This window comes from Bacillus sp. FSL W8-0640 (assembly GCF_038007725.1).
Classification (GTDB): domain Bacteria; phylum Bacillota; class Bacilli; order Bacillales; family Bacillaceae_G; genus Bacillus_A; species Bacillus_A cereus.
This window is the reverse complement of record NZ_JBBOXT010000001.1, coordinates 3965981-3978689: the sequence shown is the minus strand read 5'-3', so window position 1 is coordinate 3978689 and position 12709 is coordinate 3965981. Positions and strand designations below refer to the sequence as shown.

Genomic DNA, 12709 nt, shown 5'->3' with positions numbered 1-12709 from the left:
ATTTTTTGTTTATAATAATAATGGGTGAAATTATGATTAGAATTTGTGCAGTAACAAAAACAGATGAAGTATTATATGATGTTTCTCTAGAAGAAACAAAGAAAGACCATATTGTATGGTATTGGCTAGATTTATATAAGCCAACGAAAGAAGAGTATACATATATTCTGCAAGACCATTTTAAGTTCCATCCCCTTGCAATTGAAGACTGTATAGAATATGTACAGAGGCCAAAAGTTGATTTTTATGATGGATATAACTTTTTAGTACTTCATGCATTTGGGGAAGATGGACTAGAACCGCACGAAATCGATTTATTTATTAGTGATCGTTATATTGTTTCTTTCCACTTTTCTCATAACAATGCAATCGAAAGAGTATGGAAAACACTTGGAGAAAAGAAGCGTATTAAAAATAGTCCTTTACACGTAGCTCATACAATTATCGACCAAATTGTAGATGACTATTTTGCGCCTGTATATTACATTGAGGATCATTTAAATGCAATTGATGATAATTTAACGGGGGAGACAGCAGGAAGTGTATTAGAAGAGGTATTTGATATACGTACAGATTTATCAAAGCTAAGGCGTACAATTATTCCGATGCGTGATTTATTATATCGTATTTTAAATTCGACTCGTTTTTACGGTATAAGCGATCATGAAATTTACTTTAAAGATATACATGATCATTTGCTTAAACTAACAGAAATGATTGAGGCAAGCCGAGAGTTAACAGCAGATATTCGGGATAGTTATTTTTCATTAAACTCACATCATATGAATAACATTATGAAAACATTAACTGTATTCTCGACTATTTTCATGCCATTAACATTTATTGCGGGAGTATATGGAATGAACTTTACGCATATGCCAGAGCTTGGTGGACAATATAGTTATTTTATTTGTCTACTTATTATGGCACTAATTGGCGGCGGAATGATGGCCTGGTTTTATAAAAAAGGATGGTTTAAGTAAAAAAACACCGAGGATTTCCTCGGTGTTTTTTTTAACCAATAGCATGTAATACAAACATAGCTAAGAATAAGCATGTAATGATATACATAGATGGTGCGACTTCTTTACGCTTTCCAAGAGCAACTTTTAAGATAGGGTAAGCAATAAATCCGAACGCAATGCCATCAGCGATACTATATGTGAGCGGGATCATAACGATAATTAAGAATGCTGGAAATCCTTCTGAAAAGTCATTCAGAGGAATTTGTTGAATGCTTGTAATCATCAGACCGCCAATAATAATTAAGATTGGTGCAATGGCACTATCAGGAATTAATTTGACAAATGGAAGAGCAAACAGTGATGCAAAGAATAGCAACCCAGTAACGATAGACGTCAGACCTGTCTTACCACCTGCAGTAATACCTGCGGCACTTTCTACTGTTGAAACGGTAGGACTTGTGCCAAATAGACCACATGTCATTGCTGAAATTGCATTGGCTTGGTAAGCACGTGGGAATTTACGATCATCTTCTAATAAACCGTGCAGAAGTCCCATGTTCTCAAAGATAAGCACCATGCTTAAAGAGAATGTTGCAATCCAAAATGGTAAGGAAGAAAGTTTCCCAAATGACATAGCTCCAAACACATCACCGTAATTAGCGAATGAGAATGAACTACTTCCCACTTGACTCGTATCCACAAGACCAAATAGCCAGGCGATACCAGTTCCTATTGCAATCGTCCATAAAAAGTTTCCACGTACGTTACGAATAAATAATACAAGTGCAATGATAAGAGTAAGTAATGTCGCAAGAACGACAGGATTACTTAATTTCCCCATTGCCACAGCAGTATTTGGGTTCGAAACGACTAAACCACCTTTTTGCAATCCGATAAACGCTAAAAATAATCCGATGCCGACAGTAATCGCTTCCTTTAATGACTTTGGAATTGATACTGATAGCACGCGAGCGATTGGTGTAAAAGCGGCAATTGCAAAAATAATACCAGAGATAAAGACAGCAGCCAATGCTTCTTGCCAAGTTAGTCCAAGCGTATGCACAGCTGTGTACGTGAAGAATGCATTTACACCCATACCCGGGACAAGAATAGCAGGTGCATTTGCCCAAAATGCCATGAGTAGACATCCGACAAATGAACTAAAAACAGTTGCTAAAATTCCAGCTTCAAGAGGAATGCCAGCATCTGATAAGATTGACGCATTTACAATCATAATATATACGATTGTGAAAAATGACGTAACTCCAGCTAATACTTCTTGTTTTGGTGATGTTTCGTGTAAACCTAATTTAAATGTTCTTTCAAGTATTCCTTTCATGTTAAACCTTCTTTTTCATATCCCTCTCCCACCCGTGATATCTCTTATGTAAGAGCTCACCGTTCTTTATTATATCAGAACATCATGTTTTTACAACAAGTAAAATGATAACGTTTACTTGTAAAGAGAATTCGTTATAAATACGTAAAAATAGCCCGTATGGATGAAATGATTTCTAATTCACCCGATTGAATGGGAGGGGCTGCTTGCGCATGTAAAGTAGCATAAGACGTAACCTCCCGTGGTAATTGGGCAGATTCTTCAACGAATGAGAGGGGAACAGGATTAATATTTAAATTATATGTACTCGCAATAGCACGAGCTTTTTCTACTGCTTGGTGCAGAGCTTGAATGAGAGCTTGCTCATAATATTTATTTGGATGAGATACTCGGAAACGTAAACCTTTTGCTACATTTGCGCCATTTGAAACGGCTATATCATATACTTCCCCAGCTTTTTGTACATTTAAAACGGTAATTTCATACAAATGCTCCACGCGGTATCCTTGTAGCAATGCTTTATCATTTACATATTCGTATTGAGGAGTAATTGTATAAGAAATCGTTTCTATATCTTTATCGGCAATACCAAGCTGTTTAAGTGCATCCAGCAATTGTTTGGATTGCACTGCATTTTCTTCTTGAGCCTGTTTTACATTTTTATCATCTGTTCGAATGCCAAGCGTTAATATAACAACATTCGGTTTTGCTTTGACAACGCCTTCGCCTTGTACAGTAATAGTAGCTTCTTTACCAGTATTAGCTGTGCGTACGTTGTGTAAATAAGGATTCATTCCACCCTGCATTTTCCATCACCATCCTTTTTATATGTATATGTGTGAACAAAAAAGAAATTTATATGAAAAAAGTTACATAAATGAGAATGTTGAGGAAAGAAAGCATGTACAACATAGGTATTTATAGATTATAATATGTGTAAATATGATAAAAAAGGGACGAGGCTATTGAACGAAAAAAGAGAAACACTGATTTTAGATTTATCTGCATCATTTCGAAAAATGATACGTTTATTACAAAATGATATTAATACACGTTTTGCAGAACATATGCCATATAATGAATTTTCTGTATTACGTGCGTTATTTTTAAAGAGTCCACAGATGGCTTCGCAAATTGCGAGTGAAGTAAACGTAACCTCCAGTCATATTACAGCTGTTACAGATCGTCTCGTACGAAAAGGATTAGTAGAAAGAAAACGTTCTAATTCAGATCGTCGAATCGTGTATTTAGAAATTACAGAGCACGGAAGAGAAGTAACTGAAAAACTTGAAGCTGTGCGTAAAGAATATTATAAAGAGAGATTTAAAGGTTGGAGCGACCAAGAAATAGAAATGGTCTTAGAACTATTTGGCCGCGTATTATAATAAATGAGGATAGGAAGCGAAAGCATTCCTATCCTTTTTCTTTTGAATAAAAATATTTTGAAACTCCGATACTTTAATTAAAAGATCGGAGGAAAGATTATGAAATATATTGCTGCACTTACCATTTTATTTGGTGGTTTTTTCTATTTTCAAACATTTACGTACGCAGATACGCCTATCCAAGTGGTACGAAAAGAAGTGAAGTACATTGAAACCGATAATACAGTCTTATATTCGAAATTATGGGTTCGTTCTATGCAAAACGCAGTATTATTCCACCATAGCGATAATATTCGTAATCAGGACACATTACGTAATGTAACAAGTTCATCGCTTGTTAAAGCGAAACAACTATCTTTTCAGAAAGCAGCACTCTATATACCGAGACTATCGCAATACGTATCAAAAATAGGAAAAGAAAATATTCAAGTGTACTACATTGCGATTCACTATAATGTGAAAAAAGAAAATGCATATCAATTAGATGGCATGAACTATTTTCTACAAGTATTTGTGAAAGAGCGTGGGGAATGGAAAATTGCTGAAAGTGTAGTTGCACCGACAGAGCAAATTGTGCAAAATGGTGATGGATTTGGGATGAAAGAAGAGATGGTGTATGGGGATAGGAGAGAGAATGTGAAATAACCTCCTTTAAAAGGAGGTTATTTCACACGCCAAGAAAATTTGAATTTTAATAAGCGAGATAATAGTAGGTAGACTATCGTACTGGTCCCTATAAAACCAATATAATAATTTACGATAGAATGACTTCCGCCCGCTGCCATTCCTCCAAACATTCCAATAAAGGTTACACAACATATCATACATAGTGTTTTAAGCTTCGGATATAATAGAAAGTTTCCGTTTTGTTCATTAGGTGATCTTGTATATAAGTACATTCCTAAAGGTAATAGAATAAGTATATTTACGATTGGACCGATAAGTTTTGTTGCTGAAGGAATATACGTAAAATTAGGTTCATCATGACGTACGCCTTGTTGATCAGTATAAGCACGTTGAGGATCGTAATTAAAATTAATATTGAATCCGCGAACTGGCGCTAAAATACTCACTTTTTCTATTACTGAACCGTAACGATCTACATTTTCCTCCGTATAGACGGGATGATTGGAAATAAGTCCAACCGTATGAATAGAAATAGCCCCGGCAATTAGAGTCGGCAAAATAAAAGGGAATCCAAGTATAGCAACACTGAAAAATCCTTGTGAAATCATATTACCAGCAATTGTTCCTATGCATAATGCAAGTGTATATATAGCAATTAAGATAATAACCATGTATAAGAAGTAAGTATGAAATGGTGAAAATATTTGATACTTATTATGAAAGGTTGTCTTTTTCATAATAGCAAAAAGTCCCCAATTTAGTATAACGATAGCTACAATATTACACACACCAAAAAGCCATTTCGTTATGAAGAGATGTGTTCGTTTAAATGGCATAGACCATAAAATGTCACTTGATTGATTTTGACGTTCCCATCCAATAAGAATACAGGCTAATATAATAAGGAGTCCTCCTTGAACCATAATAGCATCGGGAAGTGAAAGTTGATAATTATATCGGTATATATATTTCCATTCATTATGTTCATGAAAATATTTTAATTGCTCGGCAGCTGCTAAATAGTATTTATATGATAGTACATAAAAACTTACTAACCAAAATAGCCAAACAATATATTTACTTTGTTTGTAGGTATGCACCCATAATGCTTTTTGAAACATAGGATCTCTCCTTTAAAAAACTTTATAGTTTGTAAGACGTGATAATATAAAATAAGTGACGATTCCAAATAAAAAGAATCCAACATAGTAACTAAATAATAAATCAAAACGTTTTAACATTTGCCCACCTATTAATGCAAAATAAAAGGTAGTACCCCACATCCAGAGTGAGTTGTATTTTGGAAAAAGGAAAATTTTCTTATTATGTTCATTAGGTGATCGTGCATAAAGAAACATACCAATTAGTAAGCTGGAAATAGTATAGAAGATAGGAACAAGTATTACTTTTGCAGAGTAGTAACTATGAAAAGTGGGTCCCCTTTGTATTACTTTTCCATGATCTTCATCTGATTGGACAGTAGGGTGGTAATTATAACTAATTGAAAAGTCTAATATAGCGCTTGAAATGTTGGTCTTTTTATTGAATTTATAAATGTTTTCGAAATTCGTATAACTTTTATTCCCCTGTATTGCCTCAGCGTGAGCTGTAAAGAAAAGGAGTAAGAGTGAAAAGATTCCCATTCCCATTATGCAAAAAGTAATGCTGAAGATGCTTTGTGAAATAATACTGCCAGTAAATGTACCTATACATAAAGAGACAGTATAGATAGCGATATATGTGAAAATTGCGTACAGGAAATATCGGTGAAATGGTTCGAAAGATTGATATTCAAAGTGAATCGTAGATTTATAAATAAAATACATAAGACCCCAATTGATTAGAAATGATAGTACAATGAAAAATCCACCGAAAACCCATTTCGATAAGAACATATCACGTCTTTTAAATGGAAATGTCATAAGTGAATCTCCATTTTGATTACTTCGCTCCCAGCCAATTAATATACAGGATAGGATAATTGTAATAATACCTAACCAAAAGCTATTAGAAGAATAAAAAGAATAATGATAGTAGAACTTTTCTTCACCTATTTTTTCTGGATGGAGAAAGAGAGACTGTTGAGTTTCTGCTTCTTGATAGTATTCGAAAGATAAAAAATAAAGTGAACTGAAGAGAAAAAGTAACGCAGCATATTTCCCACGCTTCCAATTCCACATCCACAACGCTTTATGAAACATACCCATCCTCCTCCAGTGTCGTAACGAAGACATCTTCAAGTGACATTGTTAATTCTTCAATAAGTATAGGTTGCTCTTTGTAAAACTTCTCCAGTGTTGTAGCCACATTTCCTTCAATTAAGATTGTATATACTTTTCCTGTTTGATTTAATATTTTAATATTGCTTAAGTTTTCTAGCTTTTGAGGTAATGAACGTTCGTAAGCTACTTGTATTTTTGCAAATCGTGATTTTGCATCGTCTAGTGATGTAATAGACGAGATAGTATGGCCTTTTAATATAATAATTGTATCTGCAATTTGTTCTACTTCATCTAAATGGTGAGTGGAGATGAAAATGGTAATCTCTTTTTCTGCAACTTCTCCAACGAGAAACTGTAAAATTTTCCTTTTCACGATAGGATCAAGTCCATTTGTCGGTTCATCTAAAATGATATATTCTGCCTTTGTAGAAACGGCTAAAATGATGGCGAGCAGTGCTTTCATTCCTTTTGAATAACTACGAATTCGTTTATTTGGTAAGTTAAAACGTTCTAACAGTTCATAGAAATGTGTTTCATCAAATGCGGTATAAACTTCTTTATAAAACTTTACGATTTCTTTTATCGTATAGCCGTTCAGTATATTAGTAGAATCAGGAACATATACAATTTTTTGCTTTATTTCAGGAAACTGATGAATGTTTGTATCTTCATATGTAACAGTTCCCTCGTCTGGGTCTAAAATACCGACCATCGTTCGCAATAAAGTTGTTTTCCCCGCACCGTTTCTTCCGAGTAATCCGATGATACTCCCTCTTTGCAATGTGAAAGAAACATCGTCTAAAATTGTTTGATTATCAATTGTTTTCTTCAAGTTTGTCACTTTCAACATCCGTATTCCCTCCAATCTCTTTATAGTATGAATCTATCCAATCATGAATTTTATCTTTCGTAATACCAAGATAAGAGGCTTCTAATAGTAATTGATGAAATTGCTTTTCAACCATAGCGATTTTCCTTTCGTCTAATGTTGGGGTAATCGATTGGGATACAAATGTTCCTTTTCCTCGTAACGTTTCAATAATTCCTTGTCGCTCTAACTCTTGATACGCTTTACTCACTGTATTTGGATTTATAACGAGTAAAGAAGCGAGTTCGCGTACAGAAGGAAGTTTATCACTTGGAGCCAACATGTTTTTCAATACGAGTTCTTTTATATTTTGAACAATTTGTTCCCATATCGGAGTGTTGCTTCTTGGGTCAAGTTGAATATGCAAGAGCAATGTCTCCTTCCTCATATGTATTAAGTGTACTACTGTGTGTAATACAATTAATACAATATAGGGGACGAATGTATTTGTCAACTGAAAATGTTAGAAAAATTTGGTATTAAAAAAGGGTAAATTGGAAAAAATAGGTCTGATATAGAATGGAGGGTTAGTCATGAAGCGAGTTTTTGGAATACTTGTTTGTTTCATGTTATTGCTTTCTGGAACTTCAGTGAGTTTCGCACAATCTGAGAAAACGAAGCAGGAGAAAACAGAAGAAACAACACCGAAGTTAGCGGAACAAGCGTCGTCAGCAATCGTAATTGAGCAAGATACAGGTAAAGTTTTATTTGATAAAAACCCAAATGAAAAATTACCACCTGCTAGTATGACAAAGATTATGACAATGCTTTTAATTATGGAACAAGTTGAAAAAGGAAAACTAAAACTGACCGATAAAGTTAGAGCGAGCGAACATGCAGCTTCAATGGGTGGATCGCAAATCTTTTTAGAACCTGGGGAAGAGATGACTGTAAACGAGATGTTAAAGGGTATTGCAATTGCATCTGGAAATGACGCATCTGTTGCAGTAGCCGAGCATATCGCAGGTTCAGAAGAAGGATTTGTAAATATGATGAACAAAAAGGCGAAAGATCTAGGGCTGAAAAATACACATTTTCAAAACCCAACAGGTCTTCCGGCCAAAGACCATTATTCGACAGCAAATGATATGGCTATAATGGCGAGAGAATTGATGAAGTATCCACTTATTCGTAAATACACAGGTAAGTACGAAGATTATTTACGTGAAGATACGGATAAAAAGTTTTGGCTCGTTAATACGAATAAGCTAGTACGTTTTTATCCTGGCGTAGATGGAGTAAAAACAGGTTTTACGACAGAAGCGAAATATTGTTTAACAGCATCGGCTGAAAAAAATGGCATGCGTGTCATTTCAGTTGTCATGGGAGCACCAACATCAAAAGAACGGAACAACCAAGTGACGAAGCTTCTTGACTACGCATTTGGTCAATATATGACAAAGAAATTGTATACGCGCGGCGAAAAAATTAAGACAGTTCAAGTAGGGAAAGGGAAAAAAGAAAAAGTAGATTTAGTTGCATCAGATAATGTTTCTCTTCTTATGAAGAAGGGCGAGAATATGGACAAGGTAAAACAAGAAGTAATTGCTGAAAAGAAAGTAAAAGCACCGATTAAAAAAGGTGACGCGCTTGGTACACTTGTTATTAAAAAAGATAAAGATGTTTTATTAAAACAAACAATTGTAGCAAAAGAAGATGTTGCTGCAGCGAGCTGGTGGGAGTTATTTAAAAGAAGTTTTGGGATGTTTTCAACATCAAAATAGCGGCAAATATTTTGCCGCTTTTCTATTCGTATGTAAGTGAATAATGCTGAAAGGTTTCACTTTATGACGAAATAGTTCTTCTTTTGTCAGCAGGAAGGATTCTTATTTTGTATCACGAAAATCTTTATGTATGTGAATAAGTAAAGTTTGAGCATAAGGAGGAAATCGTGTGAGTCTTTCCATGCAATTAGAAGTAAAACGTGACGTCCTATGTGTGAGACTAGAGGGTGAATTAGATCATCATACGGCTGAAGAGTTGCGAACGAAAGTAACAGATATGATTGAGACACATGGTGTTCATCATATTGTTTTGAGCCTAGAGAACTTATCTTTTATGGATAGTTCTGGTCTAGGTGTTATATTAGGCCGATATAAACACGTAAAGGGATTAGGTGGAGAAATGGTTGTTTGTGCAATTTCACCGCCTGTTAAGCGTTTATTTGAAATGTCGGGCTTATTCAAAATCGTTCGCTTAGAAGAAAGTGAAGCGCACGCGCTCGCGACGTTGGGGGTGGCATAGATGAGAAATGAAATGAACCTTCAATTTTCAGCATTAAGTCAAAATGAATCGTTCGCTCGCGTTACAGTAGCGGCTTTCATTGCACAACTAGATCCAACGATGGAAGAATTAACGGAGATTAAAACAGTTGTGTCGGAAGCGGTTACAAATGCAATTATTCATGGATACGAAGGAAATGCAGAAGGTATTGTTTATATTTCTGTAATTTTGGAAGAAGCAATGGTGAAACTCACGATTCGAGATGAAGGGATTGGAATCTTTAACTTAGATGAAGCGAGACAACCCCTTTTTACAACTAAACCTGAATTAGAGCGTTCCGGAATGGGATTTACTATCATGGAAAATTTTATGGATGAAGTAGAAGTTATTTCAAACGAATCTTTCGGGACAACAATCCATTTGACAAAATACTTATCAAATAGTAACGCTCTATGCAATTAAGGAGAATAGCCTATGGACATAGAGGTCAAAAATGAGAAGAAGAAACCTCAGTTAAAGGACCACGAGCTAAAAGCGTTAATTCAAAAAAGTCAAGATGGAGATCAACAAGCGAGAGATACAATCGTTCAAAGTAATATGCGCCTCGTTTGGTCGGTTGTACAGCGGTTTCTTAATCGAGGATACGAACCAGACGACCTATTTCAAATTGGATGTATTGGGCTCTTGAAATCGGTAGATAAATTTGATTTATCTTTCGACGTGAAATTTTCAACATATGCAGTTCCAATGATTATTGGTGAAATACAACGTTTCTTACGTGATGATGGATCAGTGAAAGTTAGTAGGTCTTTAAAAGAAACAGGAAACAAAATTCGAAAGATGAGAGATGAGCTTTCGAAAGAATTCGGAAGGGCTCCAACGATTAATGAAGTGGCAGAGGCACTAGAACTAACGCCAGAGGAAGTTGTTCTAGCACAAGAAGCGAGCCGGGCCCCTTCGTCTATACATGAAACTGTATATGAAAACGATGGAGATCCAATCACTATTTTAGATCAAATTGCAGATCAATCTGAAACGAAATGGTTCGATAAAATTGCTTTAAAAGAAGCGATTAGAGAACTAGATGAACGAGAGCGCTTAATTGTATACTTGCGTTACTATAAAGATCAAACACAGTCAGAAGTAGCAGAGCGCATAGGCATTTCGCAAGTACAAGTTTCAAGACTTGAAAAGAAAATATTAAAACAGATGAAAGATCGAATAGACGAATAATTGTCTATTCGATTTTTTTATGCCGTTAATAGGAGAGAGATGTTAATTTTCGCAAAAATTAACAGAATTTATTTGTAATTTAGTCAATTTAAAATATAATCCAAGTATGAACTTGTCATAAAGGGGGAAGGAAACATGGAAACGAGGCAACAATGGGGAACGAGAGCTGGATTTATTTTTGCAGCGGTCGGATCTGCCGTTGGATTAGGAAACATATGGCGTTTTCCTTATACAGCGTATGAAAATGGAGGAGGAGCATTCTTTTTACCGTACTTATTTGCATTATTAACGACTGGTATTTCATTGTTAGCGTTTGAGTTTGCCCTTGGTCATCGTCATCGTGGTTCAGCACCACTTACATTTTTCCGTATTAGCCCGCGTGCCGAATTTATTGGATGGTGGCAAATGTGCGTAACATTTATCGTTTCAACATATTATGCAGTGATTATTGCTTGGTCTATATCGTATACATACTTTGCAATTACTGGAGCATGGGGAAAAGACACGCAATCATTTTTATTTAAAGAGTACTTACATGTTGCAGATAAGCCAGGGCAATTTGGAGGACTTGTACCGGAAGTATTAATTCCATTAGCTCTCGTTTGGATTATTGTACTTGGCGTTGCATTTAAAGGAGTTAAAAAAGGAATAGAAGTTGTTAACCGTATATTTATTCCTTTATTAGTTGTTATGTTCCTTATTATCGTCGTTCGTGCAGTGACGATGGAAGGTGCTATGCAAGGACTAGATGCATTCTTTAAACCAGATTGGAGTCGTATTTTTGATGGGAAAGTATGGCTTGCTGCTTATGGTCAAATATTCTTTAGTTTATCTTTAGCATTTGGAATTATGATTACGTATTCTAGTTATTTACCGAAAAACTCGGATACAACAAATAATGCCTTTATTACTGGATTTGCAAACTCAGGATTTGAATTATTAGCAGGTATTGGGGTCTTTGCAGCTCTTGGATTTATGGCGAATAATATGGGAGTACCGGTTGATAAAGTAGCAAGTGCTGGCGTTGGGCTTGCGTTCGTAGTATTTCCGCAAATTATTAATGAATTGCCGATGTCACCGTTGTTTGGTGTATTATTTTTCTTATCGTTAACGGTTGCTGGAATCACATCACTTATTTCACTCGCGGAAGTATGTTTTGCCGCTGTATCTGAAAAATTCAGTTTAAGTCGGGAAAAAACCATTGGAATTATGGGAACCCTTCTCGTGTTAGTTTCTCTTGTATTTGCAACACGTGGTGGGCTTATGTTCTTAGATGTTGTCGACTATTTCGCTAATAATTTCGGATTAATTACAATTGCACTTGCGGAAGTAGTGACGATAGGGCTCATTTTACGTCGTTTACCAGTTTATCAAAATCATGCAAACTTTGTATCTGATATTAAATTAGGAACGTTTTGGAGAGTGAGTTTACTCGTTATTACTCCGCTTATGTTAGGGTATATGCTAATTGATGGTACAATCCAAAATATTAAAAAGAATTATGGAGATTATCCGACTGAGTTTGTTATAACGTATGGTTGGTCGATAGCAGCAGCCTTCCTTATCGTTGCGCTAATTATTAGTCTAAAGAAATGGAATGCACAAATACATTCGGATTCTGCCAAGCTTGAAAAAGAATGGAAAGATCGAGGTGTTTCATAATGAGTGGATCAGCAATTATGATGATGGTTATTGGAATAGTAGTCATTTGGGGAGGGCTTGCATTAAGTATTGCAAACTTATTTAAGAAAAAGGCATAAGTAAAAAACATCTGTACCGAAATGGTGCAGATGTTTTTTTATGAAAAAATTGTATTAGAAAAAAATTCAATAACCATACTACAACTA

15 protein-coding genes are annotated in these 12709 nt (G+C 35.3%); 9 read left to right on the top strand and 6 right to left on the bottom strand.

Going from position 1 to position 12709, the window contains the following annotated elements:
• Positions 1 to 20: 20 nt before the first annotated feature.
• Positions 21 to 983, top strand: coding sequence for a magnesium/cobalt transporter CorA (gene corA / locus N2V80_RS20440; RefSeq protein ID WP_002005674.1), 963 nt, complete (start codon positions 21 to 23; stop codon positions 981 to 983).
• Positions 984 to 1014: 31 nt separating this feature from the next.
• Here the strand turns inward: corA and N2V80_RS20435 are convergent, their stop codons facing one another.
• Positions 1015 to 2304 carry an NCS2 family permease gene (locus N2V80_RS20435; protein ID WP_000676242.1) on the bottom strand — a complete coding sequence of 430 codons (1290 nt, stop codon included), beginning with the start codon at positions 2302 to 2304 and terminating at the stop codon, positions 1015 to 1017.
• Positions 2305 to 2438: 134 nt separating this feature from the next.
• On the bottom strand, positions 2439 to 3110 hold the full coding sequence (locus tag N2V80_RS20430; RefSeq protein WP_001161448.1) for an SIMPL domain-containing protein: 672 nt from the start codon (positions 3108 to 3110) through the stop codon (positions 2439 to 2441).
• Between the two features lie 159 nt (positions 3111 to 3269).
• Here N2V80_RS20430 and N2V80_RS20425 point away from each other — a divergent pair, with 159 nt between their 5' ends.
• Together N2V80_RS20425 and N2V80_RS20420 are read left to right on the top strand one after the other, a co-directional pair.
• On the top strand, positions 3270 to 3689 hold the full coding sequence (locus tag N2V80_RS20425) for a MarR family winged helix-turn-helix transcriptional regulator (protein WP_001003305.1): 420 nt from the start codon (positions 3270 to 3272) through the stop codon (positions 3687 to 3689).
• Between the two features lie 99 nt (positions 3690 to 3788).
• Entirely contained in the window at positions 3789 to 4334 is a 546-nt protein-coding gene (locus N2V80_RS20420; protein ID WP_000873785.1) for a hypothetical protein, read from the top strand.
• A gap of 17 nt (positions 4335 to 4351) precedes the next feature.
• Here N2V80_RS20420 and N2V80_RS20415 read toward each other — a convergent pair whose 3' ends face one another.
• From N2V80_RS20415 to N2V80_RS20400, 4 genes are read right to left on the bottom strand one after another with little or no spacing between them, the layout of a single operon-like run.
• Positions 4352 to 5437, bottom strand: coding sequence for a hypothetical protein (locus tag N2V80_RS20415; protein ID WP_000486561.1), 1086 nt, complete (start codon positions 5435 to 5437; stop codon positions 4352 to 4354).
• 12 nt (positions 5438 to 5449) lie between these two features.
• Positions 5450 to 6517, bottom strand: a complete 1068-nt coding sequence (locus N2V80_RS20410) for an ABC transporter permease (RefSeq protein WP_000468528.1) — start codon at positions 6515 to 6517, stop codon at positions 5450 to 5452.
• Positions 6507 to 7388 (bottom strand): ABC transporter ATP-binding protein, encoded by an 882-nt coding sequence (locus N2V80_RS20405; protein ID WP_000922109.1) that lies wholly within the window; start codon positions 7386 to 7388, stop codon positions 6507 to 6509. The genes N2V80_RS20410 and N2V80_RS20405 overlap by 11 nt, the downstream gene beginning before the upstream one ends.
• Positions 7354 to 7773: a GntR family transcriptional regulator gene (locus N2V80_RS20400; RefSeq protein WP_000548027.1), complete on the bottom strand. Its 420-nt coding sequence runs from the start codon at positions 7771 to 7773 to the stop codon at positions 7354 to 7356. The genes N2V80_RS20405 and N2V80_RS20400 overlap by 35 nt, the downstream gene beginning before the upstream one ends.
• 166 nt (positions 7774 to 7939) lie before the next feature.
• Here N2V80_RS20400 and dacF point away from each other — a divergent pair, with 166 nt between their 5' ends.
• The 6 genes from dacF (at position 7940) to N2V80_RS20370 (ending at position 12622) form a co-directional block, all read left to right on the top strand.
• Positions 7940 to 9130, top strand: a complete 1191-nt coding sequence (dacF, locus tag N2V80_RS20395) for a serine-type D-Ala-D-Ala carboxypeptidase DacF (RefSeq protein ID WP_000831998.1) — start codon at positions 7940 to 7942, stop codon at positions 9128 to 9130.
• A gap of 169 nt (positions 9131 to 9299) precedes the next feature.
• Positions 9300 to 9650, top strand: coding sequence for an anti-sigma F factor antagonist (spoIIAA, locus tag N2V80_RS20390; RefSeq protein ID WP_000059135.1), 351 nt, complete (start codon positions 9300 to 9302; stop codon positions 9648 to 9650).
• A complete protein-coding gene (gene spoIIAB / locus N2V80_RS20385) occupies positions 9651 to 10091 on the top strand; it encodes an anti-sigma F factor (RefSeq protein WP_001243398.1) in 441 nt (146 codons plus the stop codon).
• Positions 10092 to 10103: 12 nt separating this feature from the next.
• On the top strand, positions 10104 to 10862 hold the full coding sequence (gene sigF / locus N2V80_RS20380) for an RNA polymerase sporulation sigma factor SigF (protein ID WP_000350729.1): 759 nt from the start codon (positions 10104 to 10106) through the stop codon (positions 10860 to 10862).
• A gap of 135 nt (positions 10863 to 10997) precedes the next feature.
• The gene (locus N2V80_RS20375; RefSeq protein WP_000450087.1) at positions 10998 to 12524 is read left to right on the top strand and encodes a sodium-dependent transporter; all 1527 of its coding nucleotides are present in this window, start codon (positions 10998 to 11000) and stop codon (positions 12522 to 12524) included.
• Positions 12524 to 12622 carry a methionine/alanine import family NSS transporter small subunit gene (locus N2V80_RS20370; protein ID WP_000016826.1) on the top strand — a complete coding sequence of 33 codons (99 nt, stop codon included), beginning with the start codon at positions 12524 to 12526 and terminating at the stop codon, positions 12620 to 12622. Before N2V80_RS20375 ends, N2V80_RS20370 begins: the two co-directional genes overlap by 1 nt.
• The last annotated feature ends 87 nt before the right edge of the window (positions 12623 to 12709 follow it).

What these genes read in the sequence shown, in the direction of transcription:
- corA (WP_002005674.1), top strand. Translation starts at nt 21, where the DNA reads ATGGGTGAAATTATGATTAGAATTTGTGCAGTAACAAAAACAGATGAA.
- N2V80_RS20435 (WP_000676242.1), bottom strand. Translation starts at nt 2,304, where the DNA reads ATGAAAGGAATACTTGAAAGAACATTTAAATTAGGTTTACACGAAACA.
- N2V80_RS20430 (WP_001161448.1), bottom strand. Translation starts at nt 3,110, where the DNA reads ATGCAGGGTGGAATGAATCCTTATTTACACAACGTACGCACAGCTAAT.
- N2V80_RS20420 (WP_000873785.1), top strand. Translation starts at nt 3,789, where the DNA reads ATGAAATATATTGCTGCACTTACCATTTTATTTGGTGGTTTTTTCTAT.
- N2V80_RS20415 (WP_000486561.1), bottom strand. Translation starts at nt 5,437, where the DNA reads ATGTTTCAAAAAGCATTATGGGTGCATACCTACAAACAAAGTAAATAT.
- N2V80_RS20410 (WP_000468528.1), bottom strand. Translation starts at nt 6,517, where the DNA reads ATGTTTCATAAAGCGTTGTGGATGTGGAATTGGAAGCGTGGGAAATAT.
- N2V80_RS20405 (WP_000922109.1), bottom strand. Translation starts at nt 7,388, where the DNA reads ATGTTGAAAGTGACAAACTTGAAGAAAACAATTGATAATCAAACAATT.
- dacF (WP_000831998.1), top strand. Translation starts at nt 7,940, where the DNA reads ATGAAGCGAGTTTTTGGAATACTTGTTTGTTTCATGTTATTGCTTTCT.
- spoIIAB (WP_001243398.1), top strand. Translation starts at nt 9,651, where the DNA reads ATGAGAAATGAAATGAACCTTCAATTTTCAGCATTAAGTCAAAATGAA.
- sigF (WP_000350729.1), top strand. Translation starts at nt 10,104, where the DNA reads ATGGACATAGAGGTCAAAAATGAGAAGAAGAAACCTCAGTTAAAGGAC.
- N2V80_RS20375 (WP_000450087.1), top strand. Translation starts at nt 10,998, where the DNA reads ATGGAAACGAGGCAACAATGGGGAACGAGAGCTGGATTTATTTTTGCA.
- N2V80_RS20370 (WP_000016826.1), top strand. Translation starts at nt 12,524, where the DNA reads ATGAGTGGATCAGCAATTATGATGATGGTTATTGGAATAGTAGTCATT.